Origin of the sequence: Rothia sp. HMSC061E04, assembly GCF_001813685.1 — a bacterium.
Classification (GTDB): Bacteria; Actinomycetota; Actinomycetes; order Actinomycetales; family Micrococcaceae; genus Rothia; species Rothia mucilaginosa.
On the sequence record NZ_KV813702.1, the window covers coordinates 37,294 to 58,453 of the forward strand.

The window sequence follows — 21,160 nt, forward strand, 5'->3', positions numbered from 1 at the left end:
GTTCATTGTGCGCAATTCGTAGTGCGCAATCGTATGAGTGAATACCCCGACAACCGGCTGTGCCTGCCTGTATTCGCTTGTTTTTGCCTGTGCCCGCCGGTCATGACGGGCCCGCCGGTCATCACGGGGTGGTTTAGGATGCACGGGGCGGCTCATCGGGAGCCCCCGCACAAGAAGTGTGTCGCGCGATACTTTAGATTCTATAAGAGATGTGAATCATATACATGAACGCTAGTTGAAAAACTTTCCTCATTTTGAGTATTGACATTAGGGTTATTTTGACTACAATTCATTCTTGGTGCTTCCAGCCAACTAAACCTCAGTTAAACCCGATTGCGGGCGCACCAAAGACGCCCCCGCAACGCAGCAGGCGGGGGAGTGTAGAAGAGCACAGAATAAGGGCTGCACTAGGTGCTACTCCACCAGGCCCGCGAAGCCCGACAGAGCCAGCACCTCCTCAACATCCTGCGGCACCGAACGCGCCACCCACGGCGAATGCACCAACATCGCCTGCCACTGACCGCGCGACACCGCCACATTCAAACGATTCGGCGACAGCACAAACCCCGCACCGCGCCCAGAATCAACCCGCGACGATGCCAACGACACCAACACCACCGCAGCCTCCTGACCCTGGAACTTATCCACCGTACCCACACGAACACCAGCACCCGAAGAATCCGCCAAACCAGCAGCAATCAGCGCCTCACGCACACAATCAACCTGCGCGTTATACGCCGCCACCACAATGCAATCCTCCGCCGCCAACGGGCGCAGCTCAGCACCAGCCGCCGGAACCCACTCACGACCCAACAACTCGCGCACGCAATCCACCACCGCCTGCGCCTCCTGCACAGAACGCACCGAACAACCCGCATGCTCCACCGGATACGACACCACACCCGGCGCAACATCCTGCAGGGCGCGACCAGCCGTTGCCGCTGCGCTCGCCAATGCGCCATCATACGACAGCCACGAAACCCGCTCGCACAACGCCGAATCCATGCGCCACGACTCACCCAAGAAATAGCCAAAACGAGGATCCAGCGCCGCCGCCCCGTCAGACAACCAGCCCAGCGCCGAAACATCCACCGGGTACGGGTGCACACCCGTCGACACCTGCGGCAACTGCTGCGGATCACCCAACAGCAGCACCGAACGCGCCGCACGAGCCGCCGCCACCGTATTCGTCAGAGAGAACTGGCCCGCCTCATCAACCACCAGAACATCCAGCGACCCGGCAGGCACGCGACGCTCACTCACGTAATCCCACACCGTACCGCCAAACAGCAGGCCGCCCGCACCAGAAATCAGCTCCACCAGCTCAGAATCAGACACCTCAGACCACGGGGCGTCCGGGGTCACCGACTTGCCGCGCAGACGCACCGCATGCGAAACATCAAAACCATCACGGGCACAGCACGCCACCATGAGGTTCTCAATCACCGCATGCGACTGAGCCACCACGCCCACCTTCGCACCCTCAGCCACCAGACGCGCAATCACGTGCGAGGCGAGGAAGGTCTTACCCGCACCCGGAGGGCCCTGAACCGCCACATAGGAATGGTCGAGAGCGCGAACCGCCGCGTGCACGGCATCCGCCGTGGGCAGGTCAGAGGCGGAAAAATCAACCTCACGAGGTAGATTTTCTGCATTTTTGGCGTTCGAGGCGCCCTTCTTGAGGCGCGGCGCGCGGCGGAATAGCAAATCCGCGGAGGCGCTCTCCACCCCCGTCAGGGAAGCCGCCGCACCGAGCACGCTCGGCAGGGCGCGGGGCGAGGAGGGAGCCTCGGAGGGCTCAGAATCTTCGCCGGATGCGGGGAGGTCAGACATCAGCGCGCTAGGCATGAGAGCGCCGCCGAAAAGCAGCCCGTGCACATCAGCCTGCAGAGCCGCCTCAATCGTCGCCGTAGACACCGGATCGCCAGGACCAATACCCGAAGGCAGGGCACGGTGCGGCTCATCCTTCACGCGGATGCGCTCCTGCAGAAGCACCTCCAAGAACTCGCCAGCCGACTCTGCGCCAGCCTCTTCGGGGTCCGCAGAACCCGCGGATCCGGCACGGAAACCACCCTGTGCCACCGCCAGCACACGCATGCCAAAGAAACCCGTCGCCGCCAACTCAGCGGGCACACGCTCACCCGGATTCGAGGCACGGAAATAATTCACCTGCGACTCCATACGATCCAGCGCAATCTGCGGGCTCAACCCCGCCTCATACGCACAAAAAACCGCACGGTCAGAGGGCGCAATCACCAGGCTCGGGTCAGCCTCAATTCGCGCACGCAACAGGCGCACCTGCGCGCCGCGCACACGATACCAGCCGGGGGCGTCTTCAACCTCGGTGAGCTCCTTCATGGCGGCGGCAAGCGCCTCCAGGTCTGCGGGGGTGTTCAGAAGAGCATGCGCATGCTCCACCGAAAGCACCTGCACTCGATCAAGGTACGCGTAATCGCGGCTCGCTACCCACGCCGTCGGGCCGTCCTCCAGGCGGCGAATGTGCTCACGCCAGAACGGGGCACGCTCGCGGCGGTGATAATTCGTCATGGACAGCAGCATCGCCGCCTCAAGCTCACCGGCACCCCAGCCGTGCTCTGCCGCGTGCTCCTCCAGGGATGCGAGCTGGGCATCCAGCAGGCACTGCAGGCGGTACTGTTCGCTGTCGTTCTCCACCGCGGCGGGCACCCTGTACATGACCGGATGCTTCTCAATTTCGGGATTCTCGGCGGTATCTTCGGCGGTGTCTTCGGTGACGAGCTCCGGGGCGTCGGTCGCGAGGGCAAGAGATGCCGCCGCGTTCAGGCACGCCGGGCACTCGTCGCAGGTCAGAAAATAGGGGATGCGCTCGGCAAGTTCCGCCGGTTCTACACCCTCGTTCAGCGCCTCGGTGAGCAGTAGGAGGCGCTGCTCCTGCAGGCGAATCAACGGCAGAATACGCACCGAATCAACCCTGTGAGGTTGAGGAACGGGGGAGCGGTGCTCAGTGGGCTCCGATTCGGGTTCGGTACTGTGCTCCAGGTGAAGGTCGAGGCGCGCGGCATTCTTGGTGTTCTCGGCGCTCTCGGTTGCACTAGCGGTCAGCAGGTGCGCCGCCAGGGCACCGCGCAATAGTGCCCGATGCGCCGCCTCACCCAGATGCGGGGTGCAGACGATTTGGGCGGTATTGCTCTCGGCGGTGCTGTCCTCAGCCGGGCAGTCGAGGCGGTCGAGCTCAACCGTGTAGGTCAGCCCCGCCGCGGAGGTCGCCACCAGGGGTACCGGGTGCGCTGTGCCGCCCGGGTGCTCACCGCCGACTACTTCACTGCCGACCATTCCACCGGCGGTCAGCACTCGCAGGCACTCGCGGTACGCTTCGCGGGCGCGCTCGGACTTCTCGGGGGTCGGGTGGGCAGACTGCTTCTGCGCACGCTCCCGAAGCTCGGTGTAGAGCCGCAGCTCGCAGGCGGAGGTTGCGGTCAAATCAGCGAGGGTGAAGGTAAGGTCCATGGTGACTTTTCTGCTGGAGGAGAGAGGAACAAGGCGGGGCGAAACCCGGCCGGGTGAGCAGGCGCGAGTCCCGGTTGAGGAGTCTGCCGGTACCCCGTGTCCCCTCACTCCGAGAGGTTGATTTTCAGGTTTCACGTGAAACACTACAGAAAATCAACCTGCACGGGATGATTTAGGGGGCTTTCGGGGCTATCCGGGCACACACGCTAGGAGGCTGCACCCGCCACAGTCGCGGTAGAAACTGCCGCCGTGGGCGCCGCCGAAGCGCTCGCCGCTACCGCAGAGGGAGCAGCAGAAGCACTCGGAGCGGTCAAGCGGTTCGCAATCGCCGCCGCCGCCGCGTCCACGCGTTCCTTCGCGGCGGGCAGCGCATCCGCACCGCCCAGATCGTTCAGAATAATCGCGAAAATCAGGCGGGTGCCGTCGGGTCGGGTCGCCACACCACACAGCGAAGACACCGTGTACAGGGTGCCGGTCTTCGCCTGCACAAAAGTGCGCGCGTGCACGGCATTCGCCGCACCAAAACGACCGGAAAGAGTGCCGCTCACGCCCGCGACCGGGAACGTGCTCATCAGCTGCTCCGCGTGCTCATCAGCATTCAGCAGCGCCACAACCTGCACGAGGGTTTGGGCGGTCACGCGGTCCGTCAAGGACATGCCGCACACGTCCGCCTGCACCAGGTTTTCAATGTTCACGCCGGCATCAACGAGTGCCTGGTGCACGGTCTGCTGTGCCGCTTCGCCGCTGCCTTCCTTACCTGCGGCGATGGCGGCGCAACGGCCAAGCACCTCAGCGAGGGCGTTGTCGGATTCGAGCATCATGTGTTGTGCCTGCTCCAGCAGGGTTGCCGATTCGACCGCGGCGATTTCGACTGCTTCCGCGGGGGCGGTGCGGCGCTCCGCGAGGGTGAAGCTCATGCCGGATTCCTTGCCGACGGTGTTGAGTGCATTTACGAACGCCTGCTGGGCGGCAACCGCCGCATCATCCGGGCGTACCGGGTTGCTTGCAGTGGACTCGCCCGGTACCGTGTGCGATTCGAGCGCAATCGGGTGAATGGGCGTAATCTGGCCGGACGCCACGTCCGCGTCATCCCAGCCGGGGTTCACGCTGGGGCCGGTGAAGAAGGTGCCGTCAAGGTAGACGGGTAGCGCCGCGGTTGGCTTCTCGCCCTGAAGAAGCGCCTTCACGGTCAGCTCGGCGAGGGTGCCCAAGCCTGCGCGTCCGACGATTTGCTTCGGGTCGGAGGCGCCCGCACCGAGCAGGGTGTCGCCGCCCGCCATGAGGTACAGTCCGGCGGCGTCGCGGGTGACGCGGGTGCGCAGGCGCGCCTGCAGGTTCGCGTAGCGGTTGAGTGCGAACAGGGTCAGCACCTTAAAAGTGGAGGCGGGCACGCGCGCGGTGTCGGCGTTGGCGGCGTACAGGTCGGCGGGTGCGGTGGCCGCCTTGATGCTGGGCAGGTTGCCGTCCATGCCGGTGACGAGCAGGCTGTACTGCGGGTAGGTGCCGTCCACGAAGAGCGCGGTGAGGGCGGCACGTAGTTGCTCCTGTTCCGCTTCGGGCAGTGCGGGTGCGAGGGTCGGTGTGGCGTTCGGGGTTGCGGAGGCGGTCGCCTCGGCAGTGCCGGTGGGGCTGCCGGTTGCGCTGCCGGTGGGGCTTGCGGAACCTTCGGGGCGTTTCTGTTCGGTTGCGGCGGATCCGCAGGCGGTGAGGAGGAGCATGCCGCCGAGGGTGAGGGCGGCGCGGCGGGTGAGTGTGGTGGTCTGGGTGTTGTGCTTGTTGGAAGGCATCTTTTGAGCATAGCGGGCGGATGGGGTGCCTATCGAATTTACGCGCCGGTGCTGGGATCTCATGCCGTGTTCCGGCTGCCCCTCACGAACCCTATCTGGGCTGCCCGGTACGGCGGCGGGGTGTGCTGGCGGGCGGGGGACTAGGCGGAATGTTAACTGTGGTGTGAGCGTGGTAAATTACGCTGGATTTGGCGCCGAATACGCGGTTTCGGTGTGCGTGAACGGGTTACAATGGGTGAGTTCAACACCTAACTTTCGCACCTTGCGCGCCGAAGTCGCCGCGAAAGTGACTCTAACTCACGAGAAAGAAGGTTCCGATGGAACTCGATGTCACTATTGAAATTCCCCGCGGCTCCCGCGTGAAGTACGAAGTGGACCACGAGACCGGCCGCCTGCGCCTGGACCGTGTGCTGTTCACCTCCATGCAGTACCCCACCGCTTACGGCTACTTCGAGAACACCCTCGGTGAGGACGGCGACCCGCTGGACGCAATGCTGATCCTGGACGTTGACGTTGTTCCCGGCGTGCTGGTTGAGTCCCGCCCGGTCGCAGTGTTCAACATGACCGATGAGGCTGGCGGCGACGCTAAGGTTCTGTGCGTTCCCACCGACAAGCGTTACGACCACATCAAGTCCCTGGCTGATGTTCCGGAGCAGCTGAAGGCTGAGATTCAGCACTTCTTCGAGCGTTATAAGGACCTGGAGCCCGGCAAGTGGGTTAAGGGCGAGGGCTGGGAAGACCTGGCTGCTGCTGAGAAGATGGTCCAGGAGGCTATCGACCGTTTCGCAGCTGAGGGTCACTAAGCTGCCGCACCGTTAGGTGCACCCGGTTTTGTAGGGGGCGTGTTCCCTGCGTCTGGTTCGTGCGATTTTTTGTGCGTGCTGGAGGCGGTGGGCACGCCCCCTTTTTGCTGCATCTTTCGCCTTTGTTGTGTCTTTCGCCGCATCCGCCTGCACGCCAGGTGTAGTTGATTGCGCAGGGTGCAGATTCTGAGTATGGTCAAAGAAATTCACTCTTCTTCCGTTCTCACACCTTTCACCGAGGATGGAAAATGAAGAAAAACTTTTCGACCCGCGCCGCGGCAGCACTGTTGGCACTGACTATGGGCTTCATGGGTCAGGGCGTGGCCCAGGCTACGCATATTGATCCGAAACCTGCACAGCCTACTGAAGAATCCAAGGCTAATGTCAACTGTTTCGAAATGTACGGCGAATACGGCAGGAACGCTATGAACAGTTGGCAATGGGCAGAGTGTGTCGGCCTGATAACGAAGGATCAGGTTGCTGAGCTGTATAACATCGATGAGGGGTCCCTGCCGAATGAGGTCATGACCATTTCGCGCGGCCACTTGCTGGAGTACCTGTACCAGCTGGCTGGCTCACCCGAGGTGAAGAACCTGCCGGAGAAGTCCCCGTACACCGACCTGACTCCGGGCGATGCGCGTTATAAGGTTGCTATCTGGGCGACCCGTGTGGGTTTGACCACCGGTTGGTCTGATGGTTCCTTCCATTACGACACTCCGGCGAGCCGTGGCGCCTACTTTACTTTCCTCTACCGTGCTGCGGGTAGCCCCAAGGTAACTCTGGAGCCCCTGGGTAAGGCGAATGCTGCACGATATAAGAAGCGTTTTGCCCCCATTAAGCGAGGTAGTGAGTTGCACCGAGCAATGAGCTGGGCGTACCAGCATGCAATGGCGAAGCGGGAGGATTATGACCTGCCTATGAACTTCAACTACCCCAGCGCCGATTACGTGACATGGGACGCCTACAGGGTGCCGGATTTCTACTTCGCTTCGCACCGCACTATTTTTATTCCTCTTATGATTCTGGACAGTCACGAGGAGTTGGCGCCCATTGTGGCTCGTCTGCAGTCGCTGTCATAGCGGTAGGCGAGCGGGAGGGCTTGCTGGGGGCGTGTTCACTGCGTCTGGTTCGTGCGATTTTTTGTGCGTGCTGGAGGCGGTGGGCACGCCCCCTTTTGATGTGCTCCTTGATTGTGTTCGGAGGTTCCGGGAATGGTGTGTGCGACCGAACTATTCTTCGGAAAACAGCCTCAGAGCACCCCTGGGAGTGCTATTATGGGCATATTACGAAGAATAGTTCGTATAACCTGAGGTTCTGCAGCGGTGAGGAGGAAACCCCCATGGCATTCGACGCAACGGGGTTCGCACAAGAATTTGGCGCCCAGGTTCGCGCCGTCCGCAAGTACGAAAAAATCACCCAAATGGAGTTGGCGTGGATGGTCGGGCTCAGCGATAAAACAATCCGCGATATTGAGCGTGGGCTACCCGGCCCGTCAATTGGTGCGGTCCTCAAAGTCGCCCAAGAGCTCGGCATCGAGCTGGCCATTACTAACCCCCTCACCTAACCCCTCCCGCACACTGCGATAGAAAACAGAACCTGGAGAAAAGCCATGACAGATGAACTTATGGCAGATGTCTATAAAGATGGTGTTCTCGCCGCATATTTGAGGCGAGACGCCAACGGGCTGATTCATTTCACCTACCGCGCAGATTATGAAGGCCCGGCAATTGCCACGAGCCTGCCTTTAAACGCGGAATATACCGCAGAATCAATTCCTCCTTTCTTTCAGAATCTTTTGCCCGAAGGCTATAGGCTCGACGTCGTTAGTTCCGAGAAAAAAATCAGCAAAAATAACACCCTGGGCTTATTGCTGGTGATTGGTTCTGACGTTCCAGGCGATGTGCAAATTATTGAGCACGGGTGGGAACTGTACACCGCTCCTGCCGCATTGGTGAACAACCCTGAGGTTGTTTCTTTTGCAGAACTTATGGGCACGGTTGACCGCCGAGGACTGCCTGGCGTTCAAGAAAAGCTGAGTGCCGTCATGAAAACCCTGCCCGTGCATTGGACGGGCGCTGGCTACGATGCGCTTCTGAAAATCAGCCCGCAACGTATGCCCGGGCTCGTAGAAAACGAAGCTGCCCACCTCACGGCGGCCGCACTCATGGGGATTCCTGTAGCTCAGCATGAGCTTGTCTATGATCGAGACGGCGTATCAGGTTTGATGGTCTCCCGTTTCGACCGAACACCCTCTGGGGGACGCATCGCTATGGAGGATGGCGCACAGATTTTGGGTGTTCCTTCGGGTGAGAAATACACAGAAGATAATCCTGCTGTGACAACAGAAAGTGTCATTCAAGCAATGGTGAAGCTTGCTGCTTCCCCTGCTGTTGCCCGCAGGAATCTTTACATGCATTTTCTCTACGCTTGGCTGACCGGCAATGGGGACCTGCACGCAAAAAATATCTCGCTCCTCAAGGGACGCCGTGGATGGGAAGTAGCTCCTATCTACGACATCCCCTGTTCGCTCGTGCACATTAAATCTCTATCCATGGCGCTTAGCGTCAACGGAAAAGATAATTCGAATCCCGGCGACGGTTCACCGCCCGAAGATTGGAAGATTACTGTTGACGATTGGCTTGCTCTCGCAGAGACTATCGGTCTTCCGTCTAAGGTGCAGAAAGACGCTCTAACTCGTGCTCTCAAAGCGGCTCGAGCAGTTCGCTGGCCCACAGACCGAGCCGCCCCGGGATATGTTTTCAACTCGAATGCCTCACCGTTTAAGGCCATGCAGAAAGAGTTGGAACGCCGCCAGGACGAGTTTGAAGAGTACCTTCATACGCGCTCCTAAGGCTCCTGACTTCTTGAGCCTTCGTTATTTCTAAATTCTCATCGTGAAGTATCTATCTACATAGATACTTCGCAATTTCTATAAAGGAACCACCATGCAGAATGGACGCGCAGGACGCCTGCACCCCGCCGTCGGCACTGCCCGCCGCCACCTCGTCGCCGCCCTCGAAAAGCTCCTCGGTGCAGGAAGCATCAAAGCTACCGGACGCTCCCGCACCGCCTCCACCGCGGACCCCGCCGACCTGCCCCTGCTCCTGGTCGCCTGCAGCGGCGGCCCCGACTCCCTCGCGCTGGCAGCCATTGCCGCACACTTCGCCCGCCGCGGCGACGTACGCGTAGGCGCCATCATCGTCGACCACGGCCTGCAAGAAGACTCCGCCGCGGTCGCCGCGCAGACCGCGCAGACCCTCACCGACCTGGGGCTTCACCCCGTTATCATCGAAAAAGTGCAGGTTCCCGTCGGCAACATGGGCCCCGAAATGGCGGCGCGCACCGCCCGCTACACCGCCTTCACCAAAGCCGTTGAAGCCACCGGCGCCCGCGCCGTACTACTCGGCCACACCCTCGACGACCAGGCAGAAACCGTGCTACTCGGCCTGAGCCGCGGCTCCGGCACGCGCTCCCTTGCCGGTATGCCGCCCGTACGCATCGAAGAGGGTGTCACCTACCTGCGTCCCTTCCTCGGCCTGCGCCGCACCGACATGCTCGACATCTGCGACGCCGAAACCCTCACCCCCTGGAACGACCCGACCAACACCGACGAAACCCTCATGCGTGCCCGCATCCGCCACAGCGTGCTGCCCTACCTGGAGGATCACCTCGGCGGGGACGTCGCCCGCTCCCTGGCGCGCACCGCCTCCGTAGCTGGCCCCGACGCCGAATACCTCGACGAGCAGGCACAGGCAGCCTACGAGCAGGCGCTCCTACCCGCCGGAACCGCCGTGCGCGGCATCGAACGTGAGGACGCCGTGCTGCTGGATCGTGCGCAGGTGGCGGCGCTGCACCCGGCGCTTCGATTGCGTGTGCTTGCGACCGCCTGCAAGGCCGCCGGGGGAGAGAACCCCGGCTTTGAGCGACTGCAGGCGCTGGACTCTTTCACCGCCGAATACGCGGTGGCTGGGCCCGTTCAGATGCCCGGTCACGTGAGCGCGTACCGCCGCCGCAAAATTGTGCATCCGGCAACCGGTGAACGCCTGGACGTGCTCGTATTAGTGCCAACTCGACCCTAACTAGGTGCCCAGCTAGGTGCCCGCGGAACCCCCTCAGCACACACTATCTGCGTGGTGAGGTGCGCCGCGGCGCCGTTTTAAGCCATACTTAAGGCGAACACCATCCACATTGTCCGCTGTGGGAAGGTATGAAACCCCTCACCCGGGGCCCCGGCGGAGGCGCAGAGCGTCTAAAAGAATACGAAGGAATACATCGTGCAGGCTATCGACGTGCAGGACGATATTAAGAACGTTCTCTTCAGCAAGGAAGAGATTAACGCGAAGGTCGCCGAACTGGCGGCGCGCATCGACGAAGACTACGCCGGTAAGGACGTGCTGTTGGTGGGTGTTCTCAAGGGCGCCATCATGATCATGGCTGACCTTTCCCGCGCTCTCAAGGGCCACTACACCATGGACTGGATGGCTGTTTCTTCTTACGGTTCCGGCACCAAGTCCTCCGGCGTTGTGCGTATCCTCAAGGACCTGGACACCGACCTGGTGGGCCGCAACGTCCTGATCGTTGAAGATATCATTGACTCCGGTCTGACCCTGGCATGGCTGCAGCAGAACCTGATTTCTCGCGGCGCAGCTTCCGTTGAGATTTGCACCCTGCTGCGCAAGCCCAAGGTCGTCAAGGCTGACGTTGAGGTCAAGTACGTCGGCTGGGACATCGAGCCCGAGTTCGTTGTTGGTTACGGCCTGGACTTCGCTGAGAAGTACCGCAACCTGGACTGCGTCGCAACCCTGCACCCGCACGTTTACTCCTAAGCCTTCACCTCAGCAACCATGCTGTAGGTGGTTATGCCCCGCCTCCTCACGCTTGTGGGGGAGCGGGGCGTTGCTGTACCCGACGGTGGATGTACTCGGGGGCGGATGTACCCGCCGCAGAAGATGCACTTTCACCCCCACCGAGTGCTACAACCCTTTAGCCCGCAGGTGAAATAGAGAAGCCCGGTACCTAGCCGCCCGCCGGGGTAGGGTACATTTAAGGTTGCATCGTTGGGTGTTCCGGCTGGTATGCCGCACCCCCGACGGGTTACAGCCGCAACGTAAGGACAAAGCATTGGCGCAAACCCCCAATACTCCGCAGAAAGGCTCGGAGGGATTCCTAAAGAAGCTGATTAACGGCCCCTGGTTCTGGCCGGGCGCAGCTCTCGTGATCATGCTGGCTTTCCTCATGACCTCCTTCTTCACTCAGCCCTCGCGTCAGGTGGACACCAACGTGGGTCTTCAGATGCTCAAGGACCACCAGGTCAAGAGCGCAAAGATCTACGACGGCGACCAGCGCGTCGAGCTGCAGCTTAAGGACGATTACAAGAAGGGCAACGACAACTACGGTAAGTCGGTGCGCTTCTACTACGTGCAGCCCCGCGGCGAAGAAGTTGCTAAGGCAATGGAATCCGCCGAGCTGGAAAGCTACACGGACCAGCCGGTTGAGCACAGCTTCCTGAGCTCCCTGGTGTCTCTGCTGCTGCCGATTCTGCTCTTTGGTGTGCTCTTCTGGTTCCTGATGGGACGAGTCGGAGGCGGCTCCTCCGTCATGAGCTTCTCCAAGTCCCGCGCGAAGAAGTTCACCAAGGACAAGCCGGAAGTCCGCTTCAGCGATGTCGCCGGCGTGGACGAGGCGCTCGCCGAACTGGAAGAAGTCCGCGAGTTCCTGGCTGAACCCGAAAAGTTCACCCGCCTGGGTGCAAAGATCCCCAAGGGCGTTCTGCTGTACGGCCCTCCCGGCACCGGTAAGACCCTGCTCGCCAAGGCTGTGGCGGGCGAGGCTGGCGTGCCCTTCTACTCGATTTCTGGCTCTGACTTCGTTGAAATGTTCGTGGGTGTGGGTGCTTCCCGCGTGCGCGACCTGTTCAAGGAAGCGAAGAGCGACCCCGCCGCCATCGTCTTCGTCGACGAGATTGACGCTGTTGGCCGCCGCCGCGGCGTCGGCATGGGTGGCGGTAATGACGAGCGTGAGCAGACCCTGAACCAGCTGCTGGTTGAGATGGACGGCTTCGACGGCAACTCGAACGTCATCGTCATTGCGGCAACGAACCGACCCGACGTCCTGGACCCGGCGCTGCTGCGTCCCGGCCGTTTTGACCGCCAGATCGGTGTGGACGCCCCCGACATGCAGGGCCGCGAACACATCCTGCGCGTTCACGCCGCAGGCAAGCCGATTGCTAACACCGTTGACCTTGCTCAGGTTGCTAAGCGCACCCCCGGCTTCACCGGTGCTGACCTGGCGAACGTCATGAACGAGGCGGCTCTGCTGACCGCCCGCGATAACGGCAACGTGATTGACGACCGCGCTATCGACGAGGCAATCGACCGCGTCATGGCTGGTCCGCAGCGTTCCTCGCGCATCATGAACGAGCACGAGCGTAAGGTCACCGCATACCACGAGGGCGGTCACGCCCTGGTCGCGGCGGCACTGCGTAACTCCGCGCCGGTCACCAAGATTACGATTCTTCCGCGCGGTCGCGCCCTGGGTTACACCATGGTCATGCCGCAGGACGACAAGTACTCCACGACCCGCCACGAACTGCTCGACCAGATGGCGTACGCGATGGGTGGCCGTGCGGCTGAGGAAATCGTCTTCCACGACCCGTCCACCGGTGCGTCTAACGACATTCAGAAGGCAACCGACACCGCCCGCAAGATGGTTACCGACTACGGCATGAGCGCCGTGATTGGTTCCGTGAAGCTCGGCGGCGAAGACACCGAACCGTTCCTCGGTGGCGGCGGCGCTTCGGCACGCAACTACTCCGACGAGACCGCGGCAAAGGTCGACGCTGAGATTCGCGCCCTGCTGGAGCAGGCACACGATGAGGCGTTCCAGATTCTGCTGGAAAACCGCGATATTCTGGACCGCCTGGCGTTCGCCCTGCTTGAGAAGGAAACCCTGCTCGAGAATGAGATTGCCGAAATCTTCAAGGATGTTCGCAAGCGCCCCGAGCGTGAGCACTGGTACTCCAAGCCGACCCGCGAGCGTACCGACATCCCGCCGGTGAAGGCACCGAGCGAGCTGGCGAAGGAAGCCGAAAAGTCTGAGGAAGCACCTGCCGAGGCGCCGACTGTTCCGGTAGCACCGGCTGCACCCGCGCAGCAGGCCCCGGTAGCACCTACGCAGCCGTTGCCGCCTCAGGTGCCCCTCAGCGACCCGGACGCCGACCCGACCGTCGCAATGCCCACCCAGCAGTACCCGAACTACCCCGCCCCTCCGGCGCAGCGCCCGGAGAACGGCACCCCGAACCAGAATGGAGCAGAGAATGAGCGAGGTTAAGAACGCCGTTGACCAGCCGCGTATTGAGGCTGCCGTCCGTGAGATTCTGCTCGCGATTGGTGAGGACCCGGACCGTGACGGTCTGCAGCAGACCCCTGCACGTGTGGCGCGCGCCTACGCGGAGTTCTTCTCGGGCCTGCACCAGGACGCTGGCGAGATTCTGGGTACGACCTTCGACATCGCCCACTCTGAGATGGTGCTGGTGAAGGACATCCCGTTCTACTCGACCTGTGAGCACCACCTGGTGCCGTTCCACGGTGTGGCGCATGTGGGTTATATTCCCGGCCCGGACGGTAAGGTGACCGGCCTGAGCAAGCTCGCCCGCGTGGTGGATCTGTACGCTCGCCGCCCGCAGGTGCAGGAGCGTCTGACCACGCAGGTGGTGGAGGCTCTGGAGGAGCACTTGAACCCGCGCGGCGCGATTGTGGTGATTGAAGCTGAGCACATGTGCATGTCGATGCGCGGTGTGCGTAAGCCGGGCGCGAAGACCGTGACCAGCGCGGTGCGCGGTGCGCTGATGAACGGCGCAACCCGTGCGGAGGCGATGAGCCTGATCTTCTCGCAGCGCTAAGCATCGGGATGATCATATAGCTATGCGACAGGGGCAGGATTCTAAGGAATCCTGCCCCTCCGCCGCGCAGCCGCATTTGTTGGGTAGTATGACGAGTGCCCTTGCGTGAAGAGCATCATCAGCTGTAGAGTAGTACCACTAGTACCGGCACCACTCCTTCGGGAGTACAGGACCGGTCTTCTTTTTTAACAACGCTACGTATCGCGTTCTTTACGTACCGTTGTTAATGCAAGCATGGCTGTTCCTCGTCTCATCTGAAACGAAAATAACCGCGACCGGTTCCTCCCCTCATGGGTCCAGGACCGGTCATCGTTTTTAAATGATTGCCTTAGCAAAGCAGATGGCTTACAGGGCATGTAGTTATACCCTTAATATCCTTATGTTGATATTATTAAAGAGTTACAATGATGAAACGATATCAAGCGATGGATAATACATGTTTTCAAGCGTAAAACCATTTAAATCATATGAACAGCAGGTTGGTATCTTGCAAGAGCGGGGGATGCTCGTAGGTTCGCAAGAACGTGCTGTTTATGTCCTCGAGCGTGTTAGTTACTACCGTCTGAGTGGTTACTATTATTCGTTTCGGCGGTCGTCGGGAAGCGGGCAGCGCTTGGATACTTTCGTGCCCGGAACGGTCTTTGAAGATATTGTGGCCCTGTATGAATATGACCGTAATCTTCGGTCTATTGCGTTTTCGTACTTCTCGCAGTTTGAGGTGTATTTGCGGTCCCGCCTAGGGAATTTACTGGGGGAAGTGGACCCTCTCATATACGAGGATGAAACCCGGTGTGATCTTCAAGGTAGTAAAAGGCGCACTGCTTGGAATAGATTCACGAGAAAAAGCGAACAACTTATTCGTACTTCTGAGGAAGAATTCGTGAAGCATCACCGTGAGCAATACGGCGGGAAGTTGCCTGTGTGGGTAGTGGTGGAAGTTCTAGATTTAGGGGCTCTGCAGAATCTGTATTTGGTCTCCCCGCCAAATATTCGGCGAGATATCGCGAAAGCCCTGGGGTGTACTGACCCCCAACTGGAAACCTGGATTAACTCGCTGCGGGTAATGCGCAATATTTGTGCGCATCAAAGTAGGTTCTACAATAAGCTGCACCCAGAGCCTCGCTTACCGCGTGTGTTGAGAGGTGGAAGAGTTGAGAGCCCTGAAATCCGTGAGGTTGTTGACCTATTTGGTGTGCCACAGGCTGAAGAGAACCATAAGATGTGTAAAACCTTCGGCATGCTCACCCTCCTCAAATATCTGATGGACCAGGGTGGAATCGGGGATACGGAATCTCTAACGCAGATTCTGAAGGAACGTCCTAATATTTCCGTTCCTGGAGTTGATATCTCCCGGGCAATGGGTATACCGCAAGGTTGGGAAGAAACCCGTTTGTGGAGCTAAATTATTCACTGCCTATAGACACACTGAAAGGGGCGGAGGTGAAAACCTCCGCCCCTTTTGCTGTGCGGTTGTGTCCCTCGGAGCCGACGGCACCGGCAATGGTGCCGCACAGACCCCGAAGAAGACTCAAAGACCCTTAGTGGGCTTCGTTCTTATCGTCCCAACCCAGGGCAAGCGTCACGATCAAGCCCACGGCAATGAAACCGCAACCGGTTGCAGTACCGAAAGCAATCCAGCGCACGGCAGGAGCACCTTCAGCGAGCACAATAGTCACCAGCGCGGCAAGAGCCACCAGGGAGAGGATCCAAGCTCCGGTCTTCAAGTTCACAATGAGTCACTTCCTAGAGTATGTATGTGTAGGTGCGCGCCACCGACCGGGAACGCGCCAGGCACGGTATGCGTGCCCTCCCAGCATACCCTTAAATAGGTATCTGTAATGCAAATATTGCATGTTGTGTCCCCAAAATCGTCCCGTCGCTGTCCCAACCCCCGCCTCAATCCCCCTTCCAATCACAGCGGCAAACATGGGAGCACCACAGATTCGGTACGATAAATTTATGACTGAATCCACACACACCACCCGTGTAGCCCTCCTGCCCTGCGACGTGCTCGCCGCCGAACGCACCCTCGTGATGGGCATCCTCAACGTCACCCCCGACTCCTTCAGCGACGGCGGCCAGCACTACGCCGCCACCGACGCCATCGCCCACGCCGCCCGCATGATTGCCGAGGGCGCCTCCATTATCGACATTGGCGGTGAGTCCACCCGCCCCGCCGGTGCCGTGCGCATCAGCGTGGAGGAGGAGCAGCGCCGCATCCTGCCCGTCATCGAGGCAGTCGCGCAGATGGGCACCACCATCAGCGTTGACACCATGAACCCGCAGACCGCCCGCGCCGCCATCGCCGCCGGTGCGCACATCATCAACGATGTGTCCGGTCTGAACGTAAGCGATGAAATGATTGAAACCGCCGCTGAACTGCAGGTGCCGTACATCCTCATGCACGCCCGCGGCACCTCCCAGACCATGGACAGCCTGGCGGAGTACCCGCGCGGCGTGGTCACCGAGGTTGTGGAGGAGCTGACCGGCCTGCGTGAGCGTTTCCTCGCCGCCGGTGTGCTGCCCCAGAACCTGATTCTTGACCCGGGTCTGGGCTTCGCGAAGGGCGGCATGCAGGATTGGGAGCTGCTCGCCGCCATTGACGAGCTACAGGGCCTGGGCCACCGCCTGCTCATTGCCGGTTCCCGCAAGCGTTTTATCGCCAACGCTCTGACCGCGGCGGATATGGCGCTGGCCGAGCGCCTGAACGCGAGCGGCTTCACCGCAACCGATGCGGGTGAGGCTGAACGCGAACTGTGGCAACCGCTGTCGGAACCGCGCCCGGCTCAGCACCGTGCGGCAGCCTCTGCGGCGGTGACCGCCCTGGTGGCGGCGCGCGGCGTGTGGGCGGTGCGCGTGCATGACGTGCCCGCCAGCGTGGATGCGGTGACGGTCGCCTCCGCGTTGCGTTCTGTCAGCTAACGCCGTCAGCTAATCCCCCAATCGCCACCATCCGAATACCTTCTAGGAGACCCCCAATGACCCAGGCAGATTACGCCCGCCACGACCGCATCACCCTCACCGGCATTACCGCCAAGGGCTATCACGGCGTGCTCGACTTTGAGAAGCGCGACGGCCAGCCCTTCGTCGTGGACGCGACCCTGTACAGCGATTTTTCCGCCGCAGCCGCTACGGATGACCTGACGAAGACCACGAACTACGCGCTCGTGGTTGACCTGATTCACCGCCACGTGACGAACGGTTCGCTGGATTTGATTGAGACCCTTGCGGTGAACATTGCCGAGGGTATCCTTGCGATGTTTGAGCTTGTGGAGGCGGCGGAGATTACCGTATCGAAGCCGCAGGCGCCGATTGAGTTGCCGTTCGGTAACGTTGCGGTGAGCGTGTTCCGTGAGCGTGCCGCGGAGCGTGTCGTGGAGGGCGGCCGCTAGTGGCTGGCACCCAGACAACCGATACGCAGAAGCCCAACACCCTGAAACACCGCGCGGTGCTGGCGTTGGGCTCGAATCTGGGCGAAAGCGAAGACACCCTGGAGCGTGCCGTCGCCGACCTGGTGGCGGGCGGCGTGCAGCTGGTGCGCGCCTCCGGGTTGTACCGTACCGCCCCGGTGGGTGGCCCGGCGGGTCAGCCGGATTTCGTGAACGCGGTCATTGAGGTGGCAACTGACCTGGGCGCCTACGAGCTGCTGAAGCTGTGTAATGCGGTGGAGGCGGCGCATCACCGTGAGCGCCTGGTGCGTTGGGGCCCGCGCACCCTCGATATTGACGTGATTGACTATGACGGCGTGATTTCTGAGGATCCGGTGCTGACTCTGCCGCATCCGCGGGCGCAGGAGCGTGCTTTTGTGTTGGTGCCGTGGGCGCAGATGGACCCGCAGGCGTACCTGACGGTGACCCGGCGTGCGGAGCCTTCGGGGGAGCGGCCGGATGAGGTTCCTGCGCCTCTGAGCCGCGAGGTCGTGAACGTTGCGGAGCTGTCCCGCACGCTGCTTGGTGCGGATGAAGACGCTATTAGCTATATGCGTGAGATGCAGGTACCTGATCAGCCTTAAATGTGGCACTCTGGAAGGTAGAGGAACCTACCGAAAGGAAACACCATGAAGCCCCTGAGTTATCGGGCGATTATTGTGGCGGCTGCGTGCGGTGCCGCTGCCGCTCTTATGGTGAATTCCGCGATGATTGGCGCCGGTTTTGGTGAGCTGAATTTTTCGTGGATGCTCGGCGCGGTGTGCCTGCTGGTTGCGGCGGGCGCCGTGTGGCTGGGCGTGCAGGTGGCTCGTTATCGTCGTATTCAGACGCGTGAGAAGGTACCCCATATGGGCCCGATTCTTGCGGCGCGTGCGGTGGCGTATGCGCAGGGTTCTATCATGACCGGTGCCCTGTTGACGGGCTGGTGCGCTGCGATTCTTGGTTACCATGTGGCGATGGTGTCTGTGCGCGGTTTTTCGGTGGTCTTTTGGGAGGTTCTTGTTAATTGTGTGGGCAGTGTTGCCCTGCTGATTGCTGGCCTGTGGGCTCAGCATTGTTGTCGTATTCCGCCGGAGGATGATGAGGATGCGGCCTCCTCTTCCGGTGCTGTAAAGCCGCGAGAGGGAGGAACCTATGTCGGCTCCTAACCAGAATAGTTATTCGCCGAATGGCCAGTACGGGCAGGATGCCCAGCAGGGTCAGTATGGTCAGCCTGCTCAGCAGAACCAGTACGGGCAGTACCAGCAGGCGGCTTACGGTCAGCCTGGTGCCCCGTATGGACAGCAGAGCCAGAATGACCAGCAAGCGCAGTATGGACAACAAACACAGTACGGTCAGCAGGTTCCGCCCGCTGCCGCGTATCCGAACGCGCCTCAGCCGGCACCTTCTCAGCCGGTAAGCTCCCAGCCGGTTCCCGCGCAAGCCGTGCCGGAGCCGCAGTGGGTGCCCGCCGCCTCCGGCTACCTGACGGTTCGTTTTGTTCACACTATTTCTGCCTTGGCGCTCCCGATTCTTGCGGGTGTTGCCATGTATTGTGCGGGCGCGTTCTTCGGCGGCCCGGAGGCGCTACGCATCATCGGTCTGGCGGTTGTTGCGGTGTTTGGTCTGTGGGGTCTGTGGTGGATTCTGACCACTCCGCGTCGTACTCGCGCGCTCGGCTACGCGCTGGAGTCGAATCACCTGATGGCTCGCCGCGGTATCGTGTTCCGTTCCATGAGCTCCATGCCGTACGGTCGCATCCAGTATGTTGATGTGGATTCGGGTCCTCTGGAGCGCATGTGCGGTGTTGCCCGCCTGACGGTGCGCACCGCGGGTACGACCACTGGCACGATGGTGCTGTTCGGTATTCCGCTGAACGTGGCGGAGGAGCTGCGTGCGGATCTGGTGCGCCGCGCCGATGAGCGAATGGCGGCACTCTAATGAGTACCCCGGTTCCGAATAATAACGCCCCGAACTCTCAGGAGCCGAAGTGGTGGCGTGCCGATATCCGCACGTTCATCATGAACCTCTGGTTCATTATTCTGCTAGCGTTTGGTTTCTTCCAGAGCATTATCCTGAATATTTTGACCACCCCGCCGAACGAGTGGGGCGCGCGATTGACGCAGGCATTTGACGAGAACAGCAGCTACTTCAGCGCAACGTACTCGCAGCTTATCGGCTTCGCCGTGCTCGTGCTGATTCTGGTTGCTGGCTCGATTGACTGGTGGTTTACCCGCTATAGCCTGGACGATTTGGCGATTCACCGCCGTAGCGGTTTTCTGTTCAAGAAGAACCGCACGATCCGTCTGGAGAGCGTGCAGAGCGTGGATATTTCGCGTCCTCTGGTGGCGCGTCTGCTGGGTCTGTCGGAGCTGCGTTTTGAGGTGGCTGACGGCTCTTCGGAGGCGCTGCACATCAAGTACGTTTCTGCCCGCAAGGCGGAGGTTCTGCGCCGCACCGCGATGGCGAGTATTAACCTGCTGCGTTCGGAGGCGGCTGGCCGCCCGGTCGATGTGCTGCCCGATAGCATGCAGATTTCGGCGGAGCGCATGCCGGATGCGGATCAGCTGCACCAACCGTTTGAGGCATCTTACGAGGCGTCCTATGGTGCGCCCGTACAGAACAGCACTCAGCTGGTGGCGCCTCAGCAGGGCGCCCAGCAGCTCGCACCCGACCAGTTCGTACCCCAGCAGCCCGTCGCATCCCGTCGCGGTGCTCGCGGTCGTATGCCGATGCCGGTCGCGGCGGACCCCTCGCAGCCGCCGATTTTCCGCATCTCGAATGTGCGTCTGATTGCCTCCATCATGCTGGAGCACCTGGTGTGGCTGGTGCCCGCCGTAGCCCTCATGGTCGGTGCCGCGGTCTTCGCCGCGATGATGGGCGGCGAGAGCCCGTTCCTCATTTTCATGGCGATGCTGCCCGGTATGTTCGCGCCCATGGTCGGTTACGTGGTTGCCCTCTGGACACGTTTTGACGGTGCCGCGAACTTCAAAATCACCCCCAGCGGTCAGGGCGGCGTGACCCTGCGCTACGGTTTCACCGGCACGCACACGCAGAACGTGATGGTTGAGCGTATTCAGGCGCTCGCCGTGGAGCAGTCCATCCTGTGGCGTGCGTTCGGCTGGTACCGCATCAAGATGACCATTGCCGGTATTGGTATTGAGAAGAACGACAACCAGAAGGTTGTAACCCGCAATGTTGCCCTGCCGGTTGGCAATAAGCAGGAGACGCTGATGGTGTTGCGTCTGCTGTTGCCCGCCCTGGATGAAGCGCAGGCGCAGGTGCTGCTGGATACCGCCGATGGTTCGCTGAAGAGTCAGAAGCCGCAGGTTCCGGCAATGATTGTGACGCCCTCTTCGGCGCGCTGGATGGACCTGCTCACCTGGAAGCGTAACGGCGTGACCACGGTCGGTTACACTGCCGGTTCGGTGCAGGCGACCACCCGCATTGATTCTGATGCGGCACGTTCGAGCGTTGGTGAGCATACGCGAGGCGACCTGCTGCTGATTCGTGGCGGCTACTTTATCCGTACGCTGTCGATTGTGCCGGTCAGCCGTGTGCTGAGCGTGAGCCGGGGTCAGGGCCCGCTGCAGCGTGCCTTTGGATGCGCGAGTGTGCATTTCGGTACGGTGCCCGGCCCGGTGCGCACGCTCATGATGCACCTACCGCCGCGTGTCTGCGAGGACCTGGTGTGGATGATGACGGTTCGGCTGGAGGGTATTGAACCCTACTACCGCGTACCGGTGATGAGTGGGCGCCCCTAAGCCAGCCCGTTAG

General features: G+C 61.0%; 18 protein-coding genes. 15 read left to right on the top strand and 3 right to left on the bottom strand.

Annotation, left to right across the window (positions count from 1 at the left end):
• Positions 1–414 precede the first annotated feature (414 nt).
• Together HMPREF2927_RS05090 and dacB are read right to left on the bottom strand one after the other, a co-directional pair.
• Positions 415–3,486, bottom strand: a complete 3,072-nt coding sequence (locus tag HMPREF2927_RS05090; RefSeq protein ID WP_070686113.1) for a DEAD/DEAH box helicase — start codon at positions 3,484–3,486, stop codon at positions 415–417.
• Positions 3,487–3,692: 206 nt separating this feature from the next.
• Positions 3,693–5,273 carry a D-alanyl-D-alanine carboxypeptidase/D-alanyl-D-alanine endopeptidase gene (gene dacB / locus HMPREF2927_RS05095; protein WP_070686115.1) on the bottom strand — a complete coding sequence of 527 codons (1,581 nt, stop codon included), beginning with the start codon at positions 5,271–5,273 and terminating at the stop codon, positions 3,693–3,695.
• Between the two features lie 317 nt (positions 5,274–5,590).
• Here dacB and ppa point away from each other — a divergent pair, with 317 nt between their 5' ends.
• From ppa to HMPREF2927_RS05140, 9 genes are all read left to right on the top strand, one after another.
• The gene (gene ppa / locus HMPREF2927_RS05100) at positions 5,591–6,076 is read left to right on the top strand and encodes an inorganic diphosphatase (RefSeq protein WP_005504328.1); all 486 of its coding nucleotides are present in this window, start codon (positions 5,591–5,593) and stop codon (positions 6,074–6,076) included.
• 248 nt (positions 6,077–6,324) lie between these two features.
• Positions 6,325–7,155 (top strand): S-layer homology domain-containing protein, encoded by an 831-nt coding sequence (locus HMPREF2927_RS05105; protein ID WP_070686118.1) that lies wholly within the window; start codon positions 6,325–6,327, stop codon positions 7,153–7,155.
• A 260-nt stretch (positions 7,156–7,415) separates the two neighbouring features.
• Positions 7,416–7,640 carry a helix-turn-helix domain-containing protein gene (locus tag HMPREF2927_RS05110; RefSeq protein ID WP_005504337.1) on the top strand — a complete coding sequence of 75 codons (225 nt, stop codon included), beginning with the start codon at positions 7,416–7,418 and terminating at the stop codon, positions 7,638–7,640.
• Positions 7,641–7,685: 45 nt separating this feature from the next.
• Positions 7,686–8,927: a type II toxin-antitoxin system HipA family toxin gene (locus HMPREF2927_RS05115; protein ID WP_070686120.1), complete on the top strand. Its 1,242-nt coding sequence runs from the start codon at positions 7,686–7,688 to the stop codon at positions 8,925–8,927.
• 94 nt (positions 8,928–9,021) lie between these two features.
• Complete coding sequence (gene tilS / locus HMPREF2927_RS05120; protein ID WP_070686123.1) at positions 9,022–10,155, top strand: tRNA lysidine(34) synthetase TilS; 1,134 nt, start codon at positions 9,022–9,024, stop codon at positions 10,153–10,155.
• A gap of 195 nt (positions 10,156–10,350) precedes the next feature.
• Positions 10,351–10,902 (top strand): hypoxanthine phosphoribosyltransferase, encoded by a 552-nt coding sequence (gene hpt / locus HMPREF2927_RS05125; RefSeq protein WP_005504342.1) that lies wholly within the window; start codon positions 10,351–10,353, stop codon positions 10,900–10,902.
• Between the two features lie 295 nt (positions 10,903–11,197).
• Positions 11,198–13,405 carry an ATP-dependent zinc metalloprotease FtsH gene (gene ftsH, locus HMPREF2927_RS05130; RefSeq protein ID WP_070686125.1) on the top strand — a complete coding sequence of 736 codons (2,208 nt, stop codon included), beginning with the start codon at positions 11,198–11,200 and terminating at the stop codon, positions 13,403–13,405.
• Positions 13,392–13,976 (top strand): GTP cyclohydrolase I FolE, encoded by a 585-nt coding sequence (gene folE / locus HMPREF2927_RS05135; protein WP_049340467.1) that lies wholly within the window; start codon positions 13,392–13,394, stop codon positions 13,974–13,976. Before ftsH ends, folE begins: the two co-directional genes overlap by 14 nt.
• Before the next feature lie 436 nt (positions 13,977–14,412).
• Positions 14,413–15,378 carry an Abi family protein gene (locus HMPREF2927_RS05140; protein WP_070686126.1) on the top strand — a complete coding sequence of 322 codons (966 nt, stop codon included), beginning with the start codon at positions 14,413–14,415 and terminating at the stop codon, positions 15,376–15,378.
• Positions 15,379–15,514: 136 nt separating this feature from the next.
• On the opposite strand, the gene HMPREF2927_RS05145 is transcribed toward HMPREF2927_RS05140, so the two are convergent.
• Entirely contained in the window at positions 15,515–15,706 is a 192-nt protein-coding gene (locus HMPREF2927_RS05145) for a hypothetical protein (protein WP_070686128.1), read from the bottom strand.
• A gap of 229 nt (positions 15,707–15,935) precedes the next feature.
• On the opposite strand from HMPREF2927_RS05145, the gene folP reads away from it, so the two are divergent.
• From folP to HMPREF2927_RS05175, 6 genes are read left to right on the top strand one after another with little or no spacing between them, the layout of a single operon-like run.
• Positions 15,936–16,898 (top strand): dihydropteroate synthase, encoded by a 963-nt coding sequence (gene folP / locus HMPREF2927_RS05150; RefSeq protein ID WP_070686130.1) that lies wholly within the window; start codon positions 15,936–15,938, stop codon positions 16,896–16,898.
• Between the two features lie 56 nt (positions 16,899–16,954).
• Positions 16,955–17,368, top strand: a complete 414-nt coding sequence (gene folB, locus HMPREF2927_RS05155; protein WP_049340452.1) for a dihydroneopterin aldolase — start codon at positions 16,955–16,957, stop codon at positions 17,366–17,368.
• Positions 17,368–17,988 carry a 2-amino-4-hydroxy-6-hydroxymethyldihydropteridine diphosphokinase gene (gene folK, locus HMPREF2927_RS05160; RefSeq protein ID WP_070686132.1) on the top strand — a complete coding sequence of 207 codons (621 nt, stop codon included), beginning with the start codon at positions 17,368–17,370 and terminating at the stop codon, positions 17,986–17,988. Before folB ends, folK begins: the two co-directional genes overlap by 1 nt.
• A 45-nt stretch (positions 17,989–18,033) precedes the next feature.
• Positions 18,034–18,552 (top strand): DUF3180 domain-containing protein, encoded by a 519-nt coding sequence (locus HMPREF2927_RS05165; RefSeq protein WP_070686134.1) that lies wholly within the window; start codon positions 18,034–18,036, stop codon positions 18,550–18,552.
• Positions 18,539–19,324, top strand: coding sequence for a PH domain-containing protein (locus tag HMPREF2927_RS05170; protein WP_070686137.1), 786 nt, complete (start codon positions 18,539–18,541; stop codon positions 19,322–19,324). The genes HMPREF2927_RS05165 and HMPREF2927_RS05170 overlap by 14 nt, the downstream gene beginning before the upstream one ends.
• Positions 19,324–21,147 (top strand): PH domain-containing protein, encoded by a 1,824-nt coding sequence (locus HMPREF2927_RS05175; RefSeq protein WP_070686139.1) that lies wholly within the window; start codon positions 19,324–19,326, stop codon positions 21,145–21,147. The genes HMPREF2927_RS05170 and HMPREF2927_RS05175 overlap by 1 nt, the downstream gene beginning before the upstream one ends.
• Positions 21,148–21,160: the final 13 nt, after the last annotated feature.